20 protein-coding genes are annotated in these 22,541 nt (G+C 71.1%); 11 read left to right on the top strand and 9 right to left on the bottom strand.

Annotation, left to right across the window (positions count from 1 at the left end):
- Window positions 1-29: 29 nt before the first annotated feature.
- The 5 genes from K3N28_RS17630 (at window position 30) to K3N28_RS17650 (ending at window position 3,527) form a co-directional block, all read left to right on the top strand.
- Window positions 30-353, top strand: a complete 324-nt coding sequence (locus K3N28_RS17630; protein WP_228094064.1) for a DUF3099 domain-containing protein — start codon at window positions 30-32, stop codon at window positions 351-353.
- Window positions 354-593: 240 nt separating this feature from the next.
- Window positions 594-815 carry a DUF3039 domain-containing protein gene (locus K3N28_RS17635; RefSeq protein ID WP_374209820.1) on the top strand — a complete coding sequence of 74 codons (222 nt, stop codon included), beginning with the start codon at window positions 594-596 and terminating at the stop codon, window positions 813-815.
- A gap of 72 nt (window positions 816-887) precedes the next feature.
- Window positions 888-1,526, top strand: a complete 639-nt coding sequence (locus tag K3N28_RS17640; RefSeq protein ID WP_228094066.1) for a trimeric intracellular cation channel family protein — start codon at window positions 888-890, stop codon at window positions 1,524-1,526.
- Window positions 1,527-1,674: 148 nt separating this feature from the next.
- On the top strand, window positions 1,675-2,643 hold the full coding sequence (locus K3N28_RS17645; protein ID WP_228094067.1) for a sigma-70 family RNA polymerase sigma factor: 969 nt from the start codon (window positions 1,675-1,677) through the stop codon (window positions 2,641-2,643).
- 179 nt (window positions 2,644-2,822) lie between these two features.
- Window positions 2,823-3,527: a metal-dependent transcriptional regulator gene (locus tag K3N28_RS17650; RefSeq protein WP_228094068.1), complete on the top strand. Its 705-nt coding sequence runs from the start codon at window positions 2,823-2,825 to the stop codon at window positions 3,525-3,527.
- Between the two features lie 510 nt (window positions 3,528-4,037).
- Here K3N28_RS17650 and K3N28_RS17655 read toward each other — a convergent pair.
- The 3 genes from K3N28_RS17655 to K3N28_RS17665 are packed head-to-tail and all read right to left on the bottom strand — an operon-like array spanning window position 4,038 to window position 5,912.
- Entirely contained in the window at window positions 4,038-4,640 is a 603-nt protein-coding gene (locus tag K3N28_RS17655) for a hypothetical protein (RefSeq protein WP_228094069.1), read from the bottom strand.
- Window positions 4,637-5,446 carry a sulfurtransferase gene (locus K3N28_RS17660; RefSeq protein ID WP_228094070.1) on the bottom strand — a complete coding sequence of 270 codons (810 nt, stop codon included), beginning with the start codon at window positions 5,444-5,446 and terminating at the stop codon, window positions 4,637-4,639. Before K3N28_RS17660 ends, K3N28_RS17655 begins: the two co-directional genes overlap by 4 nt.
- Before the next feature lie 10 nt (window positions 5,447-5,456).
- On the bottom strand, window positions 5,457-5,912 hold the full coding sequence (locus K3N28_RS17665) for a deaminase (protein ID WP_228094071.1): 456 nt from the start codon (window positions 5,910-5,912) through the stop codon (window positions 5,457-5,459).
- Window positions 5,913-6,169: 257 nt separating this feature from the next.
- On the opposite strand from K3N28_RS17665, the gene K3N28_RS17670 reads away from it, so the two are divergent.
- The 5 genes from K3N28_RS17670 to K3N28_RS23390 are packed head-to-tail and all read left to right on the top strand — an operon-like array spanning window position 6,170 to window position 13,169.
- On the top strand, window positions 6,170-7,438 hold the full coding sequence (locus tag K3N28_RS17670; protein ID WP_228094072.1) for a CHASE3 domain-containing protein: 1,269 nt from the start codon (window positions 6,170-6,172) through the stop codon (window positions 7,436-7,438).
- Complete coding sequence (locus tag K3N28_RS17675) at window positions 7,435-8,421, top strand: glutamate ABC transporter substrate-binding protein (protein WP_228094073.1); 987 nt, start codon at window positions 7,435-7,437, stop codon at window positions 8,419-8,421. Before K3N28_RS17670 ends, K3N28_RS17675 begins: the two co-directional genes overlap by 4 nt.
- Window positions 8,422-8,430: 9 nt before the next feature.
- Window positions 8,431-10,905 carry a serine/threonine-protein kinase gene (locus tag K3N28_RS17680; RefSeq protein WP_228094074.1) on the top strand — a complete coding sequence of 825 codons (2,475 nt, stop codon included), beginning with the start codon at window positions 8,431-8,433 and terminating at the stop codon, window positions 10,903-10,905.
- Between the two features lie 12 nt (window positions 10,906-10,917).
- Window positions 10,918-11,985, top strand: a complete 1,068-nt coding sequence (locus K3N28_RS17685) for a PP2C family serine/threonine-protein phosphatase (protein WP_228094075.1) — start codon at window positions 10,918-10,920, stop codon at window positions 11,983-11,985.
- A complete protein-coding gene (locus K3N28_RS23390; RefSeq protein ID WP_304608740.1) occupies window positions 11,982-13,169 on the top strand; it encodes an FHA domain-containing protein in 1,188 nt (395 codons plus the stop codon). Before K3N28_RS17685 ends, K3N28_RS23390 begins: the two co-directional genes overlap by 4 nt.
- A gap of 47 nt (window positions 13,170-13,216) precedes the next feature.
- Here the strand turns inward: K3N28_RS23390 and K3N28_RS17700 are convergent, their stop codons facing one another.
- The 5 genes from K3N28_RS17700 to nrdR all read right to left on the bottom strand — a co-directional run bounded on the left by K3N28_RS17700 (window position 13,217) and on the right by nrdR (window position 19,608).
- Window positions 13,217-14,044 carry an alpha/beta fold hydrolase gene (locus K3N28_RS17700; RefSeq protein ID WP_228094076.1) on the bottom strand — a complete coding sequence of 276 codons (828 nt, stop codon included), beginning with the start codon at window positions 14,042-14,044 and terminating at the stop codon, window positions 13,217-13,219.
- An 84-nt stretch (window positions 14,045-14,128) separates the two neighbouring features.
- A complete protein-coding gene (locus K3N28_RS17705; RefSeq protein ID WP_228094077.1) occupies window positions 14,129-14,710 on the bottom strand; it encodes a TetR/AcrR family transcriptional regulator in 582 nt (193 codons plus the stop codon).
- A 46-nt stretch (window positions 14,711-14,756) separates the two neighbouring features.
- Window positions 14,757-15,992 (bottom strand): Hsp70 family protein, encoded by a 1,236-nt coding sequence (locus K3N28_RS17710; protein ID WP_228094078.1) that lies wholly within the window; start codon window positions 15,990-15,992, stop codon window positions 14,757-14,759.
- A gap of 234 nt (window positions 15,993-16,226) precedes the next feature.
- On the bottom strand, window positions 16,227-19,085 hold the full coding sequence (locus K3N28_RS17715; protein ID WP_228094079.1) for a vitamin B12-dependent ribonucleotide reductase: 2,859 nt from the start codon (window positions 19,083-19,085) through the stop codon (window positions 16,227-16,229).
- A gap of 58 nt (window positions 19,086-19,143) precedes the next feature.
- Window positions 19,144-19,608, bottom strand: coding sequence for a transcriptional regulator NrdR (gene nrdR / locus K3N28_RS17720; RefSeq protein ID WP_228094080.1), 465 nt, complete (start codon window positions 19,606-19,608; stop codon window positions 19,144-19,146).
- Window positions 19,609-20,035: 427 nt separating this feature from the next.
- Here nrdR and lexA point away from each other — a divergent pair, with 427 nt between their 5' ends.
- Window positions 20,036-20,692, top strand: coding sequence for a transcriptional repressor LexA (lexA, locus tag K3N28_RS17725; protein WP_228094081.1), 657 nt, complete (start codon window positions 20,036-20,038; stop codon window positions 20,690-20,692).
- Between the two features lie 103 nt (window positions 20,693-20,795).
- Here the strand turns inward: lexA and K3N28_RS17730 are convergent, their stop codons facing one another.
- Window positions 20,796-22,541, bottom strand: coding sequence for a hypothetical protein (locus K3N28_RS17730; protein ID WP_228094082.1), 1,746 nt, complete (start codon window positions 22,539-22,541; stop codon window positions 20,796-20,798).

Below are 22,541 nucleotides of genomic sequence, written 5' to 3' on the forward strand. Positions count from 1 at the left end.
CCCGCACCCGACAGGCGTACGCTCGGAGGGTGGCACGGCGTGAGAAGGCGACGAGCATCACCGATGCGGGGATGTCGCTCGACGAGGAACGACGCATCCGGACGATCCGGTACGTCGCGATGATGTCGATCCGCGGACTCCTGGTGCTGGTGTGCGGCATCCTGGTGATGGCCGAGGCGCCGCTGCTGTGGCTGTGGCTGCTGCTCGGCGTCGCGGGCATGGCGATCCTGCCGTGGCTGGCGGTGATGCTGGCGAACGACCGCCTGGCGACCAAGCCCGGCCGGTTCACCAGGCATCATCGGAAGGCCCGGACGCTGGAGGCCCCCGAGCACCGCATGATCGATTCGGAGTGACCCCTCTCGACGCTGCCCGCGGGTCGTGATCCTCTCTCCGCGGCGACGAACCCGAGCCGTGGTTCCGCGCCTTCCGCGGCGGGCGCGAGCCGTAAGTTCGCCCCACTCGGCGGCGCGCGCGAGCCGTAATTTTGCAGAGCGTGGCAAGATTGACGGATCTTGCCCGTGACAGAGGAGTGAGTTGACGTGAGCGAGCTTCCCACCACTGGTGGCGGCGGTTTGGACGGCAGTGGCTCGACCCTGCTCGACGAGCAGACCGAGACCAAGCCGGACTACACCTACGAGGACGGCGACGAGGAGCGCTTCTCGCACTACGTCCCGAAGGACAAGCTGCTGGCGGCGATGATCGACGGCGTCCCGGTGAAGGCGCTGTGCGGGAAGATGTGGGTGCCCACGCGCGATCCCGACCGCTTCCCGATCTGCCCCCAGTGCAAGGACATCTTCGAGAAGATGAAGGGCTGAGGCGCTGCCTCGCGGCTCTCACCTTCGCGCCGACCGGCACTGTGATGAGGCTCTACCTGCTATAACGCTCGGGTGGAGCCTTCTTCTCTGGACCTCGACCCCGGCGTGCTGAGCTTGATCGCCGAGCTGGTCGGCACCGCCGTGTTCGCCGCCTCCGGCGCGAGCGCCGCGGTCGGCAAGCGGCTCGACCTGTTCGGCGTCGTCGTCATCGGCGTGATCACCGCCCTCGGCGGCGGCGCCGTCCGCGACCTCCTCATCGACGCCAAGCCCCTGGTCCTCACCGACTGGCGCTATCCCCTGGTCGCGCTGATCGCCGCGCTGTTCGTGTTCCGCTTCCATCCGGCGCTCTCGCGCATGCGCCCCATGATGCTCGTGCTCGACGCGGCCGGGCTGGCCCTGTTCACCGCGGTCGGGACCATGAAGGGCCTCGACTACGGGTTCGCGGTCTACGCGGCTTGCATCGTCGGAGTACTCTCCGGAATCGGCGGGGGCATCCTGCGGGACGTCCTGGTCCAGGAGATCCCGGCGGTGCTCCGCGAGGACTTCTACGCGATGGCCGCCGCGTTCGGCGCGGTGATCGTGGGGATCGGGGCCCGGTGGGAGTCGCAGATCGGCCACTGGACCCTGATGGGAGCCGCCATCGCGACGATCTTCGTTGTACGGCTGGTGGCCATCAGGTATCGCTGGGAAGCCCCGAAACCGAAATTCTGATCGTGTCTCCCCGGTTCGTGCCACCCTCGCGGCCGGAGGATCAGAACCGCCGGAATTCGCTGCAAGCTGGTATCCCGACACCCGGTGCCCGCCGGGTCAGGTGCGGATCAACCCACCCACCGAGGGCATGCAGCGAAAGGCGAATCCGATGGCTCCTGTCGACAGCATCCGTCAGCGTCCGGCTCAGCGTCCGGCGCAGCGCGCGACCGAGTACTCCGGCGACCCGGTTCGCGCCTACCTCAACGGCATCGGCAAACACCGGCTGCTCACCGCCTCCGAAGAGGTCGAGTGCGCCAAGGCCATCGAGGCCGGCCTCATGGCCGAGTGCCGCATCTCCGAGACGACGGACCCCGACCTCCGCAGCGACCTGGCACGCATCGCGGCCGAGGGCCGCGCGGCCAAGCAGCGCATGCTCGAGTCGAACCTCCGCCTGGTCGTCTCCGTCGCCAAGCGCTACTCCGGCGCCGGGATGAGCCTGCTCGACCTGATCCAGGAGGGCAACCTCGGCCTCATCCGCGCCGTCGAGAAGTTCGACTACCAGAAGGGCTACAAGTTCTCCACGTACGCCACCTGGTGGATCCGGCAGGCCATCAACCGGGCCGTCACCGACCAGTCCCGCACCATCCGCGTCCCCGCGCACACCGTGGACCAGATCAAGCGGATGAACCGGGCGCGCCAGGACCTCATGATCGAGCTCGGCCGCGAGCCCCGCTACGAGGAGATCGCCGCCGAACTGGACGTCACCCCCGGCAAAGTCCTGGAGCTCATGTCCTACGACCGCGAGCCGGTGAGCCTGGACCAGACCGTCGGCGAGGACGACTCGACCGCGCTGGGCGACCTGGTCGCGCACCTGCCGCGCGAGCGCGCGAGCGAGGACGCCGTCTCGTACGCGCTGCTGCGCCGCCACATCGCGAACGTGCTGGCCTCGCTGCCCGAGCGGGAGCAGACCGTGCTGCGGCTCCGGTTCGGCATCGACGACGGCCGCCAGCGCACCCTCGAAGAGGTCTCGGCCGACTTCGGGCTCTCGCGCGAGCGGGTCCGCCAGATCGAGAAGAACGCGCTGCACCGGCTGCGCCAGCCCGACTTCGCGGGGCGTCTGGCCGAATATGTGGCGTGATCGTCCCCGTCGACTCGGTTCCCCGCGTCACTTTGGGACGTGAGCGTCCCGTACGTCCGTATGGCTGCGTGATCGTGTGGCCGTGGAGCCATATATCATTGGTGGTGACAGGGGGTCTGGCGGCTACCGACCCACCCCGCTCGGTGCCCTGCGGGCGGACTAAGTGAAGGAACGAAGCTGTGACCACGGACCTCGTCGACACCACCGAGATGTACCTGCGCACCATCCTCGAACTCGAGGAGGAGGGCGTCCCCGCGCTGCGCGCCCGGATCGCCGAACGGCTCGAGCAGAGCGGCCCGACGGTCTCGCAGACCGTGGGCCGGATGCAGCGCCACGGACTGCTCAACGTCAAGAGCGACCGCCACCTGGAGCTCACCGAAGAAGGCCGCCGCCAGGCGGTCGCGGTGATGCGCAAGCACCGGCTCGCCGAGCGGCTGCTGGTCGACGTGATCGGCATGTCCTACGTCGAGGCCCACGATGAGGCCTGCAAGTGGGAGCACGTCATGAGCGACTCGGTCGAGAAGCGCGTGTACGAGCTCCTCAAGCACCCCACCCGTTCGCCGTACGGCAACACCATCCCCGGGCTCGAAGAGCTGGACGCCTCGGCCGTGGCTGCAGGCCATGACCTCGACGAGCGCCCGCTGAGCGTGGTCGCCCCGGGCGCGAAGGTGCGCGTGACGCGCCTGTGCGAGTCGGCGCAGACCCACCCCGAGCTGCTGGCCTCGCTCCACGAGGCGGGCGTCGACCCGGGCGCCGAGATCGCGATCGACCGCCTCGACGGCGAGGTCGCGGTGATCTCGGGAGCCGCCACCGTGCGGCTGTCGATCGACGACGCCGCGAAGATCTTCGCCGCGCCGGTCGAGCAGACCACGGTGGCCGCTTAGGCCGCGTGCACCCCGGCAGGCGTGCCGCGTGTGGTGTCGCATGGTCTTGTGCGCCTTGGAAGTCCACGCGCGCGGCTCTTGACCGGAGGGCTACCGGAGAGTAGGCTGTCCAAAGCGTTGCAAACGTTTCCAATTCCTCCATCGCCGGGCCGAGGGCCCGCGGACCGGATGACGGAAGCGGACGCGCCCCACGAACCGAACTCCGCACCTGAGCGCCCTCCCCGCACCCCCGGCGGGGAGGGCGCTCGCTATCGCGACGCGAAACGGCCGCCGGGTCTGGCCAGGCGGCCGTTTCGCACACGTCATGCCGCGTCGGCGCTCAGTCCCGGGAACGCTCACGAGCCGTGATTCGGCGGTCCCGGCGACGCTTATGAGCCGTAAACTGGCGCTCTCGGCGACGCCCACGGGCCGAAAATTAGCGGCCTCGGCGACGCCGGCGAGCTGTCAATTGGCGGCCTCGGCGACGCTTGCGAGCCGTCAATTGGCGGCCTCGGCGACGCTTGCGAGCCGTCAATTGGCAGAGTGCGCGGCGGCGATGCCCTGGGCCAGCTCGGTGAAACCGGGGACGAGGGCGTTCACCGCGGCCGCGTCCGTGGCCTCGGGGGTCGTGTAGCGCATCTCGAAGATGGTGCCGCCGTCGTACCAGCCCATCTCCAGGGCCGGGCCCGCGCCGGTGTCCTCGGTGTGGACGATCCAGTAGGCGGCCTCGCCGAGGCCGTCGACGGTCTCGACGCCGTCGGTGAGCTCCTCCTCGTAGACCTCGACGCTCGCCTCGGTGCCGATGACGAACAGCGTCAGGTCCGGGTAGGCGGCCTCGCCGGTCTGCATGGCGCAGGTCATCTGCGTCGGGGTCTCGGCGTCCTCGCCCGAGCCGCCCGAGGCGAACCGGAAGTCCTCCCCCGTCACCGAGTTCAGCTGCGCGGAGTCGATCAACGGGCAGGCCCCGTCGGCCTCGGTCAGGTCCAGTTCGACCGGGCCGGTCGACGCCTCCTCGGAGGTCGCCGTGTTCGCGGCCGTGTCCGCCGGGTCGCCGTCCTCGGGCTCGCCGTCGTCGCTGCACGCGGCCAGCGCCAGCAGCAGTGCCGCAGGCACTGCGATCAGTGCGCGCTTCATCGTTCCTCCCCTTTGGCGACCTCGCGGCCGCGTGAGACCCAGTCGCTCCATGAACCGATGTACACCGGCGGCGTCGGCAGGCCGGCGGCCGTGACGGCGAGTGCGGCGCGGGCCGCGCTCACGCCCGAGCCGCAGTAGAACGCCCTCGGGGTCGCGGACTCGTAGCGTTCACGCAGCCGCTCGGCGTCGGCGAGGTCGTCCTCGCCGAGGAAGAGGTTGACCGCCCCGGGGACGTGCCCGGCGACGGGGTCGATCGGTTCGAACTCGCCCCGGTAGCGCTCGGGGGCGCGCACGTCGACCAGTTCGCGGGTCGCGGCCCATTCGGCGGCGGCCTCGGCGTCGAGCGTCGGGAGGCTCCCCGGCCTGACCGTGACGGTGCCGGGCCTGGGCTGCGGCGCCTGCGTCTCGAGCGGGAGGCCGGCGTCGGTCCAGGCCTTGATGCCGCCGAGCAGGACCTGCACGTGCTCGAGGCCGGCCCAGCGGAGGGTCCACCAGGTGCGGGCGGCGGCCATGCCGTCGCCGTCGTCGTAGACCAGGACGCGGGAGTCGTCGTCGATGCCGGCGCCGCGCAGGACCGTCTGCAGCGCTTCGGGTTCGGGGAGCGGGTGGCGTCCGCCGACGGGGCCGACCGGGCCGCACACGTCGCGGTCGAAGTCGAGGAAGATCGCGCCGGGCAGGTGCCCGGCCGCGTAGTCGCCGTCCCTGGGCGGTCCGCCGAGGGTCCACCGGACGTCGAGCCGGATCGAGCCGTGCTGTTCGGCGGCCTCGACCGCACTGATCAACGGCGTGCCGGTGAATGGCCTCATGGGTCTCAGATTAACGGAGGTGCGAGTTGGGCCGTCCGGCCGCGTCCGCGAAATCGGGCATCACCGTGACGACCACGCCGTTCTCCCGCAGCATGGCGTCCCCGCCGGGGGCGTCGACGAAGTTCGGGGGCTCGCCGAGGGCGTAGACGACGCGGCCGACGCCGGCGGCCAGGAGCAGCCGGGCGCACGGGTCCGGGCGCGAGGCGCGGCGTCCGCACGGCTCCATCGATGAGTAGACCGTCGCGCCCTTCGCGGACGCGCCCGCTCGGCGCAGGGCCACCTCTTCGGCGTGGTCGCTCGGGTCTTCGGCGCGCGACCAGCCCTCGCCGACGGCGCGGCCGTCCGCCACGATGACGGCCCCGACGCTGAAGGCGGTCGCGGACGGGGGGCAGCGTTCGGCCAGCTCGACGGCGCGGGCCATCCAGCGGGCATCGTCCTCTGGGGAGTCGGTCTCGGCGTTCGGCACGGTCCCACCGTACCGCCGCGGACACGGGGCGCAGCGCCATGAGGCGGTAGTCACCGTCCCTTGCCGGGGGCCGATACCATGTGGGGGTCCCCCGACACTCCAGCCACGTCGACGTGCACGCGGCCGCGGCCGAGTCGAGGCTTGCGAGTCGCCGATCAAGTGAGGTGCAGTAGTTGTCCGTCCAGTCCCCTCCCGCTCCGACACAGGCGCCCGCCCCGCCCACGAGCGCCTCGCCCGGGCAGCGACGGTTCGACCGCATGCTCGCCGCGCTCCGGTACACGCCTGGGCAGCTGCGCGGCGTGCTCGCGATCGTCGCGGCGCTCATCCTCGGGGCCGGCATCACCGGCATGACCGCGATCCTCGCGAAGTCGGCCGTCATCGAGGAGACCACCAGCCAGTCGGGCCGGCTCTCGGTGGCCGCCCTGCAGCTGTACCAGGCGCTCTCGCAGGCGGACGCCACCGCCGCGTCCTCGTATCTGACCGGCGGCACGCCCTCTGAGGAGATGAACGACACCTACCGCACGGCCATGCGCGACGCCACCGTCGCGATCGCGACCGCCGCGGGCGAGGTGAAGACCGCGGCCGACACCGCGCTGGTCGCCGAGCTCAACGCCCGCCTGCCGGTGTACACGGGGCTGGTGGAGACCGCCCGCACGTTCAACCGCCTGGGCGAACCGGTCGGCGCGACCTACCAGGAGCAGGCCTCGACGCTCATGCGGCAGGAGATGCTCCCGTCCGCGCACGACCTGCAGGAGAACGCCCTGGGGCAGCTGAGCGAGTCGCGCGCGGGCGCCGAGGCGTTCCCGTGGGTCGCCGCCGCCCTCACCGTCGCCGCGCTCGGCACGCTCATCTGGGCGCAGCTGTGGCTCTCGCGCAAGACCAACCGCGTGTTCAACCTCGGCCTCCTGGGCGCCACGGTGCTCCTGCTCGGGTTCGCCGGGTGGCTCGCGACGGCCTCCCTGGCGTCGGCGAGCCACACCACCCGCTCCCATGAGGACGGGGCGGTGCCGCTCGAGCTGCTCGCGCAGGCCGAGATCACCGCGCAGCAGGCCCGCGCCGAGGAGTCGCTCCTGCTCATCGCCCGCGGCGAGGACCAGGGCGCCTCGGACCGCTACGAGGAGCACATCACCGCGCTCACCGGGGAGGGCAGCCTGCTCGACCGGCTCGACGCGTCCTTCGCCGACGACCCCGAGCTCGCGGACTCGATCGCCACGGCCCGCGAAGCCGCCGAGACGTGGCGCAGCGGCCACGACGAGGTCGTCAAGCTCGCCCGAGAGGGCAACTACGCCGAGGCCGTCGCGATGGCCGTCGGCGACGAGGAACAGAGCCTCTCGACCTCCTTCGACGCGCTCAACAGCGCGCTCACCGAGGCGACGCGGACCAGCGCCGACCGCTTCGCCGAGGCCACCACCGACGCCCAGCGGTCCCTCTCGGGCGCCGCCGCCGGTCTCGCGGCCCTGGCCCTCGGCGCGCTCATCTGCGCCGCGGTCGGCATCCAGATGCGAGTGGCGGAGTACTACGCATGATCCAGCACCGAATCGCCCACCCGAAGCGCACCGTCCGCCTGGCCGTGGTCACCGCCGCGGCCGCGGGCCTGCTCCTCGCCGCCTGCACCGGACCGGCCGACATGGAGCCGCCGAACGTCGACGTGCCGACGCCGCTGCCCGCGGGCATCGACTTCGCCCCCGACGCGAGCCCCGCCGAGCCGGACACGAGCTGCGATCCGCTCGCCTCCTACAACCCCGCGGGCGTCACCGCCGAACAGGCCCGGGCCACGCTCGACAACCCCGACCAGATCTCCATCGGCATCAGCCAGTCCACGAACCTCATGGGCTACTACGACCCCGTCACGAGCCGGCTCGAAGGCTTCGACATCGACATCGCCCGGGCGCTGGTCGAGGCGATCATGGGCGACGAGACCAAGGTCAAATGGGTGCCCATGACCTCCGGCGAACGCGAATCGGCCGTCAACGACGACCGCGTCGACATGGTCGTGCGGACCATGTCGATCACCTGCGACCGCTGGGAGAACGTCGAGTTCTCCAGCGAGTACTTCCGCGCCGGGCAGCGCCTGCTCGTCTCCAAGGACTCCGGCATCGAGGGCCTGACCGACATGACCGCCGAGCAGCAGGTCTGCACCGGCGCGAGCTCCACCTCCGTGGGCAACATCGCCGCCGTCAACGCCGAGGTCCAGCCGGTCACCGTCCCCGACTTCAACGACTGCCTGGTGCTCCTCCAGCAGGGCACCGTCGACGCCGTCGCCATCGACGACACCATCCTCGCCGGCATGGCCGTCCAGGACCCGACCCTCCACATCGTCGGCGAGCCGTTCTCCCAGGAGAGCTACGGGATCGCGTTCGAGAAGGGCAACACCGACCTGGCCCGCTTCGTCAACGGCGCGCTCGCCGCGATGATCGCCGACAACACCTGGCAGACCGCGTACGACACGTGGCTCAAGGGCCCCCTCGGCGTCGACGCCACCGCCCCGTCCACCACGTACCGGGATTGAGGGAGCGCCATGAGCGACCAGCAGCCGCCGCCCGAGCACACCCAGCGGTACCTCCCGGGCTCGCATCCGCCCGAGCCCGAGGGCACGGACACCGTCAGCATCCGCAAGCGCCTCAACACGCCCCCGCCCGTCCCGCCGCAGCCGGGCTTCGCGCCCACGCCGCCGGGCCCGATCGGCACCAACGCCATGCCGCCGGTCTCGCCGCCGATGTCCCCGGCGCCTCCGCCGGGCATGCCGACCACGGGAGCCCCGCACGGCGCCCACCCGCCGCAGGCGGTGCAGTCCCAGGCGCCGCAGTCCCAGCCGGTGCAGTCGCAGGCGCCGCAGTCGCAGCAGATCGTGCCCGCGAACGCGGTGCCCTCCCCTCCTCCGGCCCCCTACCGGGCCCCGGCCGCGCCGCTCCCCCAGCCGATCACCGGCCCCGTCACGCGCTCGACGACCACCAGCGCCCGCCAGCGCGGCGGCCTCTCCGACATGCCGCCGGTCCCCCCGCGGGACCCCGCCGAAGCGGTCATGGACCACCCGCAGGTGCCCGAGCACAAGCGGTTCTGCTCCTCCTGCGGCAAACCCGTCGGCCGGCCGCAGGCCGGACGCGGCGGACGCGTCGAGGGCTTCTGCCCCTACTGCCGCGCCCGCTACTGGTTCACGCCCGCGCTCAGTCCCGGCGACGTCCTCTCCGACCGCTACGAAGTGCTCGGCGCGATCGCCCACGGCGGCCTCGGCTGGATCTACCTCGCCAACGACAAGAACTTCGCCGACGACCTCACCCAGCGGTGGGTCGTCATCAAGGGCCTCATCAACACCTCCGACGAGGACGCCATCGAGGCCGCCATCAACGAGCGGCGCTTCCTGGTCGGCATCGACCACCCCAACGTCGTCGACATCCACGACTTCGTCACCGCCGCCGACCCGCGCTCGGGCCAGCTCCAGTCGTACATCGTCATGGAGTACATCGCCGGGAAGTCCCTGCGCGACATCCGCGACGCCGTCGACGAGCACGGCGAGCGCAGGCCGCTGCCGCTGGAGCAGGTCCTCACCTACACCGCCGAGCTGCTGCCCGCGTTCAGCTACCTCCACGACCGCGGACTGCTGTTCTGCGACTTCAAGCCCGACAACGTGATCCACGTCGAGACCTGGCTCAAGCTCATCGACCTGGGGGCCGTCCGGCACGTCGAGGACACGGAGTCGGCGATCTACGGGACGCCCGGCTATTCGGTGCCCAACGACGAGATCCTCTCCGTCGGGCCCTCGGTGACCTCCGACCTGTACACCATCGGCCGCTCCATGGCCGTCCTCGCGCTCGACTTCAAGGGCTTCACCAGCACCTACCGCGACAAGCTGCCGCCGCCCGCCGAAGCGCCCCAGTTCACCGAGTACGGGTCCTTCCACCGGCTGCTCCTGCGCGCCTGCCACGCCGACCCGCGCTCGCGCTTCCAGGACGCCGACGAGATGCGCTCCCAGGTCCGCGGCGTCCTCCAAGAGGTCCAGTCGGTCCAGAAGGGCGAACCGCGGTTCGAACCCTCCACGCTGTTCAGCGGCGAGCAGGCCGTCTTCGGCGAGCCCGACGTCGAGTACGACATCCACGCCGTCGGCGACCCCTTCGACGTCGCCCACGCCCTGCCCACGCCGCTGGTCGACCTGGCCGACCCGATGGCCGCGTTCCTCGCGACCCTCCAGGCCACCGACGCGCCCGGGATCCTCGCCGAGCTCGCCTCCGCGCCCGTGCAGAGCCCCGAAGTGCAGCTGCGGCGCGTGCGGACCCTCGTCAACGCCGGCGACCTCCACCAGGCCGCGTCCATGCTCGACCACTTCGCGCAGCGCGAAGGCAACACCTGGCAGGTCACGTGGCTGCGCGGCACCATCGCGCTGCTCGCGGCGGACTTCCACACGGCCGCGGCGCATTTCGACGCCGTCTACTCGCACCTCCCCGGCGAACTGGCGCCGCGCCTGGCGTTGGCGGCCTGCGCCGAGCTGGCCGGCCGCCGGGACCTCGCGCTGCCGCACTACACGCGGATCTGGACCTGCGACCACCGGTTCGTCTCGGCCGCGTACGGGCGGGCGCGCCTGCTCGACCTCGAAGGCAATTCGACCGAGGCGATCTCCGCCCTCCACCAGGTCCCGAAGACCTCGGCGCAGTACGGGATCGCGCAGACCGCGGCCATCCAGACCGCCCTGCACTCGCGCACCGCGCCGCCGTCGCTGCTCGACCTGCACCACATGGCCGGTCGGCTCGACGAACTCAAACTCGAACCGCGGCGGCGGCACCTCGTATCGACCCGCATCCTCCACTTGGCCCTCGACACGGTGCTGCGCACCGGGCCGGCGCACGAGCCCCGCGTGTTCGGGGCCCAGCCGGAGGAACGGGAGCTGCGACTGGCGCTGGAGCGGGCCTACCGCGACCTCGCCCACGCCTGCACCCGCAGGGAGGACCAGGTCTACTACTTCGACCTGGCGAACCGCCACCGCCCCCGCACGATGCTGTAGCGAAGGAGCCCTATGCAGCACTCAACCACTCTGGGCGCCGCGAAGCGTTGCACCGCTTGCGGACTCGCCGCCGACCTCGGCCGCTACTGCGAGGATTGCGGCGGCGACCTGGAGGAGCTCGCGGTCCAGGCCGAGACCGCCGCGTGGCTGTCCTCGGCCGCCGCGGAGGAGAACCCGGACCACCCGGGCGGCTCCGACGACCACACCTCGTTCCAGCTGCCGGGCATCGGCGCCGCCACCGACGTGGGCAAGCGGCACCATTACAACCAGGACTCGATCGCGATCGCGCTCGCCGAGGACGGCCGCAAGATCGCGGTCGTCTGCGACGGCGTCTCCGGGGCCTCGGACTCGGAGCGGGCGTCACTCGCAGGGGTGGAAGCCGCTGTGACGGAGATCCGCTTGGCCCTCGGCGAGGGCCTGTCGGCGGAGGACGCCTCCCGGCGCGGCGTGGGCGCGGCCCACTCGGCGGTGGCCGCGGTCGGCAAGCAGTACCCGAACTCGCCGCCGTCGTCGACGTACGTCTCGGCGATCGTCGAGGGCAACCAGGCCATCCTGTGCTGGGTGGGCGATTCGCGAGCGTACTGGGCCGGAGAGAAGGAGGCGAGATGCCTCACCGTCGACGACACGATCCAGGCCCGCCTGGAGTACCAGAAGGTCGACCCGGCCGACGACCGCTACAAGAATCCGTACGCGAAAGCCCTGCTGGCGTGGCTCGGAGCGGACGCGCCGACCCTCAATCCGAACCTCCTCCGCGTGGACCTGGACGGCGGCCATGTCGTAGTGTGCAGCGATGGTCTGTCGCGCTATTTCAATGACGATCGCGACCTTCTGCCACTGCCGGACGGCAGCGTTGGCGACAAGGCGGTAGCGTTGACACGACAAGCGCTCGCCAACGGCGGGCACGACAACATCAGTGTCGCGGTGGTGGAGCTCGAATCCCCCGGTCCGGTCCAGGCCGAAGCGCATGCGCAGGAGCATGCCGGCCCGGACGCCCGGGAACAGGGTGACGGATCCGCCCCGCTGCTCGGTGTCGTCAGCGAGGCCGAGTACACCCAAATGCTTGGAGGGGGACGACCTTGACCTACCAGCCGACCTACGGCGGTGCCCCACAGCCGGGCGGGTACCAGTGCGCGTGCGGGGCCTTTCCGCAGGCCCAGTTCTGCGAGCAGTGCGGTACGCCCAACCCGGCGTGGCAGCAAGGCCAGCCCCCGCAGTCGCCGGCCTTCGGGCAGGGTTACGCGCCGAACGACCCCTACGGGCAGCAGCCCCAGGATCCCTACGGTCACCAGCAGCCGCAGCAGGGCTACGGGCAGGACCCGTACGGCCAGCCGCAGCAGCAGGACCCCTACGGCCAGCAGCAGCCCGGCGGTTACGGACAGCAGGACCCCTACGGGCAGCCGTCCCAGCCGCAGGACCCCTACGGCCAGCCCCAGCAGGGCTACGGCCAGCAGGATCCTTACGGCCAGCAGCAACAGCAGCCCGGGTACGGGCAGGACCCGTACGGTCAGCAGCCGCAGCAGGGCTACGGGCAGGACCCGTACGGCCAGCCGCAGCAGCAGGACCCCTACGGCCAGCAGCAGCCCGGCGGTTACGGACAGCAGGACCCCTACGGGCAGCCGTCCCAGCCGCAGGACCCCTACGGCCAGCCCCAGCAGGGCTACGGCCAGGACCCGTACGCGCAGCAGGCCTACGGCGCCGCGCCGACCTCGGCCCCGCCCGGACCGCCTCCGGGCGTCCCGGCCGCGCCGTTCGGCGCCCCGACCTCCGCGCCGCCCGCGACGGGCACCGGCGGGTTCTCGATGCCGGACGCGCAGCCGAGCGACCTCGCCTCGAACTACGCCCCTCCCGGGCAGTCGGCGGCCACCCGCTGGGGCGTCGCCGTCACGGCGGACCAGGGCTACTTCAACAAGGTCGCGGCCTCGGACGGGGCCTCGCAGCTGCAGTACCCGTCGTTCGCGAAGCCGCGTCGCTTCCCGCTCGACAGGAACGAGCTGTCGATCGGCCGCTACAGCGCCAAGCGGGGCATCACCCCGGACATCGACCTGTCGGGCGACGTCGCGGACCCCGGCGTGAGCGCGCAGCACGCGAAGCTGTTCGCCAAGCCCGACGGCTCCTGGTCGATCATGGACGTCGGCTCCTCGAACGGCACGTTCCTCAACGGCTCGGACGAGCCGCTGGCGCCGAACGTGGAGTTCCCCGTCGGGGACGGCACCTACATCAACATCGGCGCGTGGACGCGCCTGACGATCCACTACGAGGGCTGAGACAGCGCGAAAGGGCCGGGTCTGGCGACCCGGCCCTTTCGCGTCGCTCAGGAGCCCTTGACGAAGGCGGTCACCCGGGCGCTGACGGCCGGGTTCACCAGGATCTTGCGGTGGCCCAGGCCGGTGGTCGCCATGAGTTCGGCGTTCGGCCAGGCCTCGGCGAGGGCCTTGCCGTGGCGGAACGGGTTGGGCCGGTCGCCCTGGTCGTGGACGATGACCGCGGGGGCGTCGACCGCGACGCCGCGCAGCGAGAAGTCGTCGAGCTTCACGCCGGCCTTGGCCTCGCCGAGCGGGACCAGGCGCTCGAAGGTGCGCGGTCCGAACGGCACGATCGCGCCGATCGTGTCGCGGAAGCCCTCGACGCCGCCGACGAAGGGCGCGAGCATCGCCAGGCGCACCCGGTCGAGTTCGACGCCGCTCTGGAGCAGTCCGTGGACGGCGCTGAGGCAGCCCATCGAGTGGCCCACGACCGCGTGCGGCGTGCCGAACTTCTCCACGACCGCGTTCATCGCCTCGACGAGGTGGAGGCCGTTCGCGTGCCGGTCGCCCCACGGGCCGGGCCCGGCGTTGCCGTGGCTCGGGGCGTCGAAGGCGACGACGCGGAAGCCGGAGGCGACCAGGTTCGCGGCGAGGAACCGGAAGTCGCCGGTGGAGCCGCCCCAGCCGTGGACGACGTAGACCAGCGGCCCGTCGCCCCAGTCGTATCCCCAGAGCTTGGAGCCGAGGCACTCGAGCTCGAAGACGTGGGACCCGGCGGGGGCCTCGCCCCGCAGGCGCTTCTCGGGACCGGCCGGGAGCCGGAACCACAGCTCGCACAGGAGCTTCGCGGCCCGGCCGGGCGCGAGGTGCTCGGCGGCGGTGAAGCCTGAGCGCACATACCAAGGAGCACGAACGGTCGTGCTTTTCTTTTTCGCCGGAGCGGTCGGGGCAGTGGACGCCATGGGTGTCGGCCTTCCTGGTCAGGACCTGTGACTGTCGAGCAGTCGGTTGAACGCCGCCCATGCGCGGTCGGCGGCGTCGGGATGGGACAGGATGCGGGTCATCCAGTTGTAGGACAGCAGGATGCCGAACACCTCCTGCGCCACTTGGAAGACGTCGGTGTCTTCGGGGAACTCGCCCTGCTCGACCGCCGTGCCGGCGATCCGGGCGAGGGTGTCGAGCATGTCGCGCTGCTCGGTGACCATGAGGTCGTGGAGCGGCCCCGGCAGGTCGTCGAACTCGGCGGCGGCGGCCAGGAACAGGCAGCCGCCCGGGTGCGCGTACCACTCCATCCAGTACTCCACGACGGCCTGCAGGCGGGTGATCCCCCGCGGCTTCGCGAGCGCGGGCCGGATCACCTCGTCGATGAACTGCTCCCCGTTGCGTTCCATGCAGGCCAGCTGGAGGGCTTCCTTGGACTTGAAGTGGGCGTACACGCCGGACTTCGACATGTCCGCGGCGGCGGCGAGCGAGCCGATGGTCAGCCCGGAGAGCCCCGAGTAGCGGGCCATGCGGACCGCGACGTCGAGGATCGCCTGCCGGGTCAACTCGCCTTTGCGCACGACTTGAAAATAGCACGATCGTGCTTGATTTCGGTAGGGGCGGTCGTCACTCCTCGCATTCGCTCGCGTCGCCGTTGTACGAGAAGGTCACCGCGACGGTCTCCGACAGCGGGCGCGTCGTCCCCGCCGCGGGGTCCTGCTCGATCACCTCGCAGTCGTCGTACGTGAAGTCCAGGGCCGAACGCCACTTCCCCGTCTCCTCCACGTCGGCGAACCCCGCCTCCTCGACGGCCCGGCGGGCGTCGGCGGTCGACAGGCCGATCAGGTCCGGGACGGCGCCCGTGGCGGGGCGCTCGGAGGTGGGGCGCTCGGCTTCTTCGGTGACCTCGTCCCGGGACGGCTCCTCGGGCTCGTCGTCGGCCGGTGCCGGGCTCGGCGACGCAGCGGTCTCGGGGCCCTCCGAGGGCTCGCTGGGGCTCGTGGAGGGCGAGGCGGTCGCAGTGGTGGGTTCGGGCTCCACGGCGGCCGCAGGAGCGCTCTCAGCGCCGCCGACGCCGCCCTGGGAGGCCTCCTCGTCGCCCCAGCGGGTCCCGAACGCCGCTCCGGCGGCCACGACGACCGCGAGCGCCGCGACGACCGCCAGTGCGCGCCTCCCGCCGCGCCGCCGAGCAGCGGGTTCCTCCTCGACCATGTCGAGCTCGCGCGTCTCGGCCGGCGGCTGCTCGACGGCCAGCACCCCGCCGGCGGCCGCGGTCACCGGCTCGACGCCGAGGCGGCGGCGCAGCGTCGCCGCCACCAGCGGGGTCCGGGCCGCACCGCCGGCCATGAGCACGCCCGCGAGCGCACCCGGGGCGACCATCGCCTCGCCGAGGGCCTCCTCCAAAAGGCTCGCGGTGCCTTCGACCAGCTCCTCGATGCGGGACTCGAGTTCCTCGCGCGTGAGCGGCAGTTTGACGTCGGCCGCCGGGAGGGTCATGACGGTGAAGTCCCGGTCGGACAGCGCCTCGCGCGCCTGCGTGATCTTCTGGAGCAGCAGTTCGCGCAGCTTCCGGTCGGCGGGGTCGGCCGGGTCGTCGATCCGGGCCCAGAGCCGCACGCCCGCATCGGGGTGGCGGCCGGAGAGGTAGGCCAGGAGCAGGCCGTCGAACTCGGCGCCGCCGATCGCGGCGGACCGTTCGGCGACGATCACGTGGGCGTGGCCGAACCGCCTGACGACGGCGGCCTGGAACGCGCTGCGGCCGAGCCGGTAGACGGCGAAGGCGGCGTCCGGTTCCAGCGGGCGTCCCGTCGCCTCGGTCAGCCTCGCCGCGGCGGCCTCGGGATCGATGCGGGCCGCGGTCATGAGCGGCTCGCGATCGGGCTCGGCGGCATCGGACGGCTCACGGGCACGCTCGCTCTCGGCGCTGCCCCCGCTGGTGCGGTCGGAGGGACGTTCGGCATAGAGGGGAGTGTATGACGAGAGATCAGGCCGCTTCGAACCGTCTTGTCGTGTTTTGAGGCGCTTACGGAGCGCAGTCGCCGTTCGCGACGACGCGGGGCCGGGCACTCGGTGCCCGGCCCCGCCCCTTCGTCGTCCCTAGCTGCAGCCGCTGGTGGCGCCGCAGCCCTCGCAGGCGTAGCAGGAGCCCGCGGGGCGCATCTTGGTGCCGCAGTTCATGCACAGCGGCGCGTCGGCGCTGCGGGCCTGGGCCGAGTTGAGGACGTCCTTGCGGGACTGCTTCGACTCGATCTGCACCCGCTGGGTCACCGCTTCGGCGACGTCGGCGTCGGCGGAGTCCTCGATCGGGGCCGACCCGCGCAGCGCGTCGAGGTCGACCTCGGGCTGGTGGACCTTGGACGGGTCCTCGCCGTTGAGTTCGGCGGTGCGCTCGGCCGTGGTCAGGATCCCGAGCGCGGCGCGCTCCTCGTACGGCAGGTAGTCCAGCGCCAGGCGGCGGAAGATGTAGTCCACCAGCGAGGAGGCCATGCGGATGTCCGGGTCGTCGGTCATACCGGCGGGCTCGAAGCGCATGTTGGTGAACTTCTCGACGTACTTCTCGAGCGGCACCCCGTACTGGAGGGCGATCGAGATCGAGACCGACAGCGCGTCCATGACGCCCGCGAGGGTCGAGCCCTGCTTGGACATCTTGAGGAAGACCTCGCCGAGGCCGTCGTCCGGGTAGGACGAGGAGGTCATGTAGCCCTCGGCCCCGCCGACGGTGAACGAGATGGTCTGGCTCGGGCGCTTCTTCGGCAGCTTCCGGCGGACCGGCCCGTGCGTCGCGACCGTGGAGACGACCTGCTCGACGGCCGCTTCGACGGCCTTGTCGATCTCCTTCTTCTTGGCGGACAGGGGCTGCCCGACCTTGCAGTTGTCGCGGTAGACCGCGAGGGCCTTGAGGCCGAGCTTCCAGCCCTGGAAGTAGACCTCCTCGATGTCCTCGACGGTGGCCGTCTCGGGCAGGTTGACGGTCTTGGAGACCGACCCGCTCAGGAACGGCTGCACGGCGGCCATCATGTTGACGTGGCCCATCGGCGAGATGGACCGCTCGCCCATGGCGCAGTCGAACACCGAGTAGTGCTCCTCGGCCAGGTGCGGCGCGCCGACGACGTGCCCGTGGTCGGCGATGTAGTCGACGATCTCCTTGCGCTCGTCCTCGCCGTACCCGAGGGTCGTGAGCGCGCGGGGCACGGTCTGGTTGACGATCTCCATGGAGCCGCCGCCGACGAGCTTCTTGTGCTTGACGAGCGCGAGGTCGGGCTCGATGCCCGTCGTGTCGCAGTCCATCATGAAGGAGATGGTGCCGGTCGGCGCCAGCACCGAGGCCTGGGCGTTGCGCCAGCCGTTGACGGCGCCGATCTCGTTGCCCCGCGTCCATTCGGCCTTGGCCGCGTCGAGGACGGTGGCGTCGACGTCGCCGAAGGTGCGGACCTGCTCGGCGGCCTCGGCGTGCTTGCGCATGACCCGCTGGTGCGGCTCGGCGTTGACCTCGTAGCCGGCGTAGGGGCCGACGACGCCCGCGATCTCGGCGGAGCGGCGGTAGGAGACGCCGGTCATCAGGGAGGTGATGGCGGCGGCCAGGGCCCGGCCGTCCTCGGAGTCGTAGGCGTGGCCGGAGGCCATGAGCAGGGCGCCGAGGTTGGAGTAGCCGATGCCGAGCTGGCGGAAGTCGCGCGTGGTCTGCGCGATCTTCTCGGTCGGGAAGTCCGCGAAGGAGATCGAGATCTCCATGGCGGTGATGACGAATTCGACCGTGGCGACGAACCGCTCGACGTCGAACGAGCCGTCCTCGCCGAGGAACTTCATGAGGTTCAGGCTCGCCAGGTTGCACGAGGAGTCGTCGAGGTGCAGGTACTCGCTGCACGGGTTCGACGCGCTGATCCGCCCGGAGTTGGGGGACGTGTGCCAGTCCTGGATGGTGCCGTCGTACTGGATGCCCGGGTCGGCGCAGTCCCAGGCGGCCTGGGCCATGCGGCGGAAGACCTCGCGGGCGTCGCGCCGGAAGAGCTCCTCGCCGGTGGTGCGGGCGTTGAGCGCGTAGTCGGTGCCGTTCTCGACGGCCTTCATGAACTCGTCGGTGACGCGGACCGAGTTGTTGGCGTTCTGGTACTGGACCGAGAACATGTCCTCGCCGCCGAGGTCGACGTCGAAACCGGCGTCGCGCAGCGCGCGGATCTTGTCCTCTTCGCGGGCCTTGGTGTCGATGAAGGCCTCGATGTCGGGGTGGTCGACGTCGAGGATGACCATCTTGGCGGCCCGGCGGGTCGCGCCCCCGGACTTGATGGTCCCGGCGGAGGCGTCGGCGCCGCGCATGAAGCTGATCGGGCCGGAGGCGTTGCCGCCGGAGGAGAGCAGTTCGGCGGACGAGCGGATCCGGGAGAGGTTGACCCCGGCGCCGGAGCCGCCCTTGAAGATCATCCCCTCTTCCTTGTACCAGTCGAGGATGGACTCCATCGTGTCGTCCACACTGAGGATGAAGCAAGCCGAGACTTGCTGCGGCGCAGCGGTTCCCACGTTGAACCAGACCGGCGAGTTGAAGCTGAAGTACTGGTGGAGCAGCAGCCAGGTGAGTTCGTCGGCGAAGACCTGGGCGTCCTCGGCGGAGGCGAAGTACCCGTGCTTCTCGCCCGCGGCGTGGTACTGGTGCACCACACGGTCGATGACCTGCTTGAGGCTCCACTCGCGCTGCGGGGTGCCGACCGCGCCGCGGAAGTACTTCGAGGTGACGATCTGGGTGGCGTTCTGGCTCCAGAACGCCGGGAACTCGACGCCGCGCTGCTCGAAGTTGACCGAGCCGTCGCGCCAGTTGGTCATGACGACGTCGCGGGACTCCCACACGACGTCGTCGTACGGGTGTACGTCCGGTTTGGTGAAGACGCGCTCCACCCTGAGGCCCTTCTCGGCCTTCTTCGCAGTCGCCTTGCCGCCTTCGGCGGCCTTCGTGGTCTTCGGCATGTCTCGCCCCTGTCTGCTCATGCCTGATGGGAATCGTTGGTGTCGTTGCTCGGTGGGGTCAGCCGCCGTTGCGGGCGGCGTGGTCTTCGCGCAGCTGTGCGATGGCGGCCTCGAAGTCCTCGAGGGACTCGAAGCTCTGGTAGACGCTGGCGAAGCGCAGGTAGGCGACCTCGTCGAGCTGCCGCAGCGGCTTGAGGATCGCCAGGCCGACGTCGTTGGCCGGGACCTCGGCCACGCCGCGGGAGCGGATCTCGTCCTCGACGGTCTGCGCCAGCTTCGCCACGTCGTCGGCGTCCACCGGCCGGCCCTGGCACGCCTTGAGCACGCCGGTGGCGACCTTGCTGCGGCTGAACGGCTCGGTCGCGCCGCTGCGCTTGACGACGGCGAGGATCGACTCCTCGACGGTGGTGAAGCGCTTCTCGCACTGCTGGCAGACCCTGCGGCGCCGGATGATCTTGCCGTCCTCGGCCTCGCGCGAGTCGACCACTCGGCTGTCCGGATGACGACAGTAAGGGCATCGCATCGCTACTCTCCTTCTAAGCCATCGTCTCGTCCGCTCAGCGAGCCTGCGAGCCGCGCGTTCGCCCGGTCCGACCGTTCGCGGGGTGCCGACCCGTCGGCCCCGCCTTCGTGGGGACAGTCTGCTCCCGCCGCTCCAGTCGGTGCGGAAACCCCAACACCTAGTGAGAGACGATACAACAAACCACAAGATCTTGTGCCAAGGATAGCTCAGATCAATGTGCCAAGATCATGGAGGAGTTCGGGGACGGGCTCCAGTGAACCAGTGATCGACACACCCTCGTTCACCCGTGCGGGTGAACCTGCGGCAAAACACATTCCGACCAGCGCGGCGACACGCCGTTGTCGCACGAATGTTTGACTTGACACAGCACCTGAGTTACATTGTCGGAATCAGACATACCGTCCCATTTGTCTAACGGGAGCCTCCTGTGGCTAGCGAGACCGCAACAGCCCGACCGAAAACGCGCAAGCTGACGCGTCGGCAGCAGCAAGTCCTCGAATACATCGAGGAGTTCATCAACAACAAGGGGTACCCGCCCAGCGTCCGGGAGATCGGCGCCGAAGTGGGGCTCGCCTCGGCCTCGTCGGTGGCGTACCAGATGAAGCAGCTCGAACGGAAGGGCTACCTCAACCGCCTGGCCGGTCGGCCGCGCGCGGTCGGGGTCCGCCAGTCCACCCCGGGCGGCGTCCAGACCTGTTCGCAGCACCCGCGGCCGCGGTACGTCCCGATGGTCGGCGAGATCGCCGCGGGGCAGCCGATCCTGGCCGAGGAGCGCGACTACGACGTCATGCCCCTGCCCGCCGAGTTCGTCGGCGAAGGCGTGCACTTCCTCCTGCGGGTCAAGGGCGACTCGATGGTCGACGCGGCCATCACCGACGGGGACTGGGTGGTCGTGCGCCAGCAGCCCGACGCGCTCAACGGCGAGATCGTGGCGGCCATGATCGACGGCGAGGCCACGGTGAAGACCTGGAAGCGCAAGAACGGCAAGCCGTGGCTGCTCCCGGCCAACGAGCTGTACGACCCGATCGACGCCTCGGAGGCCGAGATCCTCGGCCGGGTCGTCGCGGTCCTCCGGAAGATCTAGCGGTGCGGGAGCGGGCGGCGTCGCGCCGCCCGTGATGCGTGCCGGCAGTGCCGCGATGCCCGCGGTGGGCGCCCGAGGCGCCGATCCCGGGCGCCGGAACGCCCTAACGCCCCCGGCCGCGCGCCGGGCCGCTCTCAGGCGGGCCCCAGAAGCCGTCGTCATCGGGCTCCGGGGTCCGTTCGCCGTTTCCGGCGCCGTACACCGAGCCCTTGGCCGCTCCCCCGCCGTAGACGTTCCCGCCGGTCGGTTCCGGGGGGGTCACGGGGCGCGCCCGGTAGACGCTCCCCGAGGGCAGGTGTTCGCTGTTCGGTGACGGCGGCGGAGGCGGTGGCGGCGGTACGGGGCGGGGCGGCCCGAAGGACTGGCCCGGGCCGGCGTTGTCGTAGACGCTGCCGTTGCCGCCGCCTTCGAAGGCGCCGTACTGGGGTTCTTCGCGCGGGGCGCCGTACACCGAGCCGGTGGCGGGAGGGGTGGCGGGACCCGGTTCGGGTCGTGCCGGGGCGGCGGCGCCGTAGACGTTCCCGGAGGGTTCGGGCCGGGCGGGGCCGCCGTAGACGCCGGGTTCGGGTTTGGCCGCGCCGTAGACGTTGCCCGAAGGCTCCGGGCGAGGGGCGCCGTAGACGGCGCCGCGGGCGACCTGGCCGAGGTCGGGATCGGGGTGTCCGGCCTCGATGCCGAGGTCCACGGGGTCGTCCTCGAAGACGCGTTCGTCGCCGAAGACGGATTCCTCGGCGGCGAAGCCCATCTCGGTGGAGTCGTCCTCCTCGTCCTGGGCCTTGCGGTATTTGCGGATGACGAGGATGCCGCCGATCATGACGGCCATGCCGAGGACCGCGATGGCGGCCAGGATCCGCACGATGGTGTCGAAGCCGAGGTCGAGGATGCGGTCGACGAGCGAGGGGCCCTCGTCTTCGGCGGCCGCGCCGTCGTCCGCGCCGCCGTCGGCGGGTTCCTCGGCGGCCGGAGCGGCCGGTGTGTACGAGGTGATGGTGCCGATGCCGCTCTCGCCTGCGCCGGACGCGAGGGTGTGGAAGGCGCCGTCGGGGCCGTACGTGAGGCCTTCGGCGGTGCCCTCGTCCGCGAGGGGCGTGATCACCGGCTCGGTGCCGGTGAGCGCCCCGATCAGGTCGTTGTCGGCGACGGTCCACTCGTAGACGGCGTTCGAGGTGCGCAGCGCGGCCTTCGTGCCGTCCGCGTTGAGGGCGGCGCCGGTGACCGAGCCGCCCTCGGCGAGGGTCACGGTGCCGACGTTCTCCATCGGGGTGTCCTGGGACTGGTTCTCGCCGGGCGGGTAGAAGAGGTTGGCCTGGCCGTCGGCCATGGTGATGAACAGCGGCTTCTTCTCCCCCTCGCGCGGGATGAGGAAGGCCTCGACCTCTTCGGCGGCGTCGGGGAAGACGTACCGGTAGATCACGAAGTTGGTGAGATCGTTCGGGTCGATCTGGTTGACGGTGATCCAGTCGCGATCGAGCGCGCCGCCGGTGTCGCCCACCCAGATGAAGCCGTTGACGTCGAGCGCCAGCGCCTGCGGGTCGATGGGCAGGTGACCGATCCAGGCTTCGTCGTCCTCGCGGACGTTGCAGTCCTCGCCGACGCGCATGATCGACAGCGTGTCGTCCTGGTTCTCGGCGCCGGAGGCGATCCACCAGCCGTCGCCGTCGTTCGCCGCGGTGATGCCGGAGGGGTCGGCCAGCCGTGGGTCGTTCAGGTTGCACAGCACGTTCCCGACGCCGGACTCCTCGTCCTGAGCGTAAACGGGGGGCGCGGCCGTCACTAGGGCGGCGATGCCTGCAGCCCCGGCGACGAGCCGCGCGGGCAGGGCCGACCGGCCCACACGGCGCTCTCGCAT

It is taken from the genome of Glycomyces sp. TRM65418 (genome assembly GCF_019710475.1).
GTDB lineage: Bacteria > Actinomycetota > Actinomycetes > Mycobacteriales > Micromonosporaceae > Glycomyces.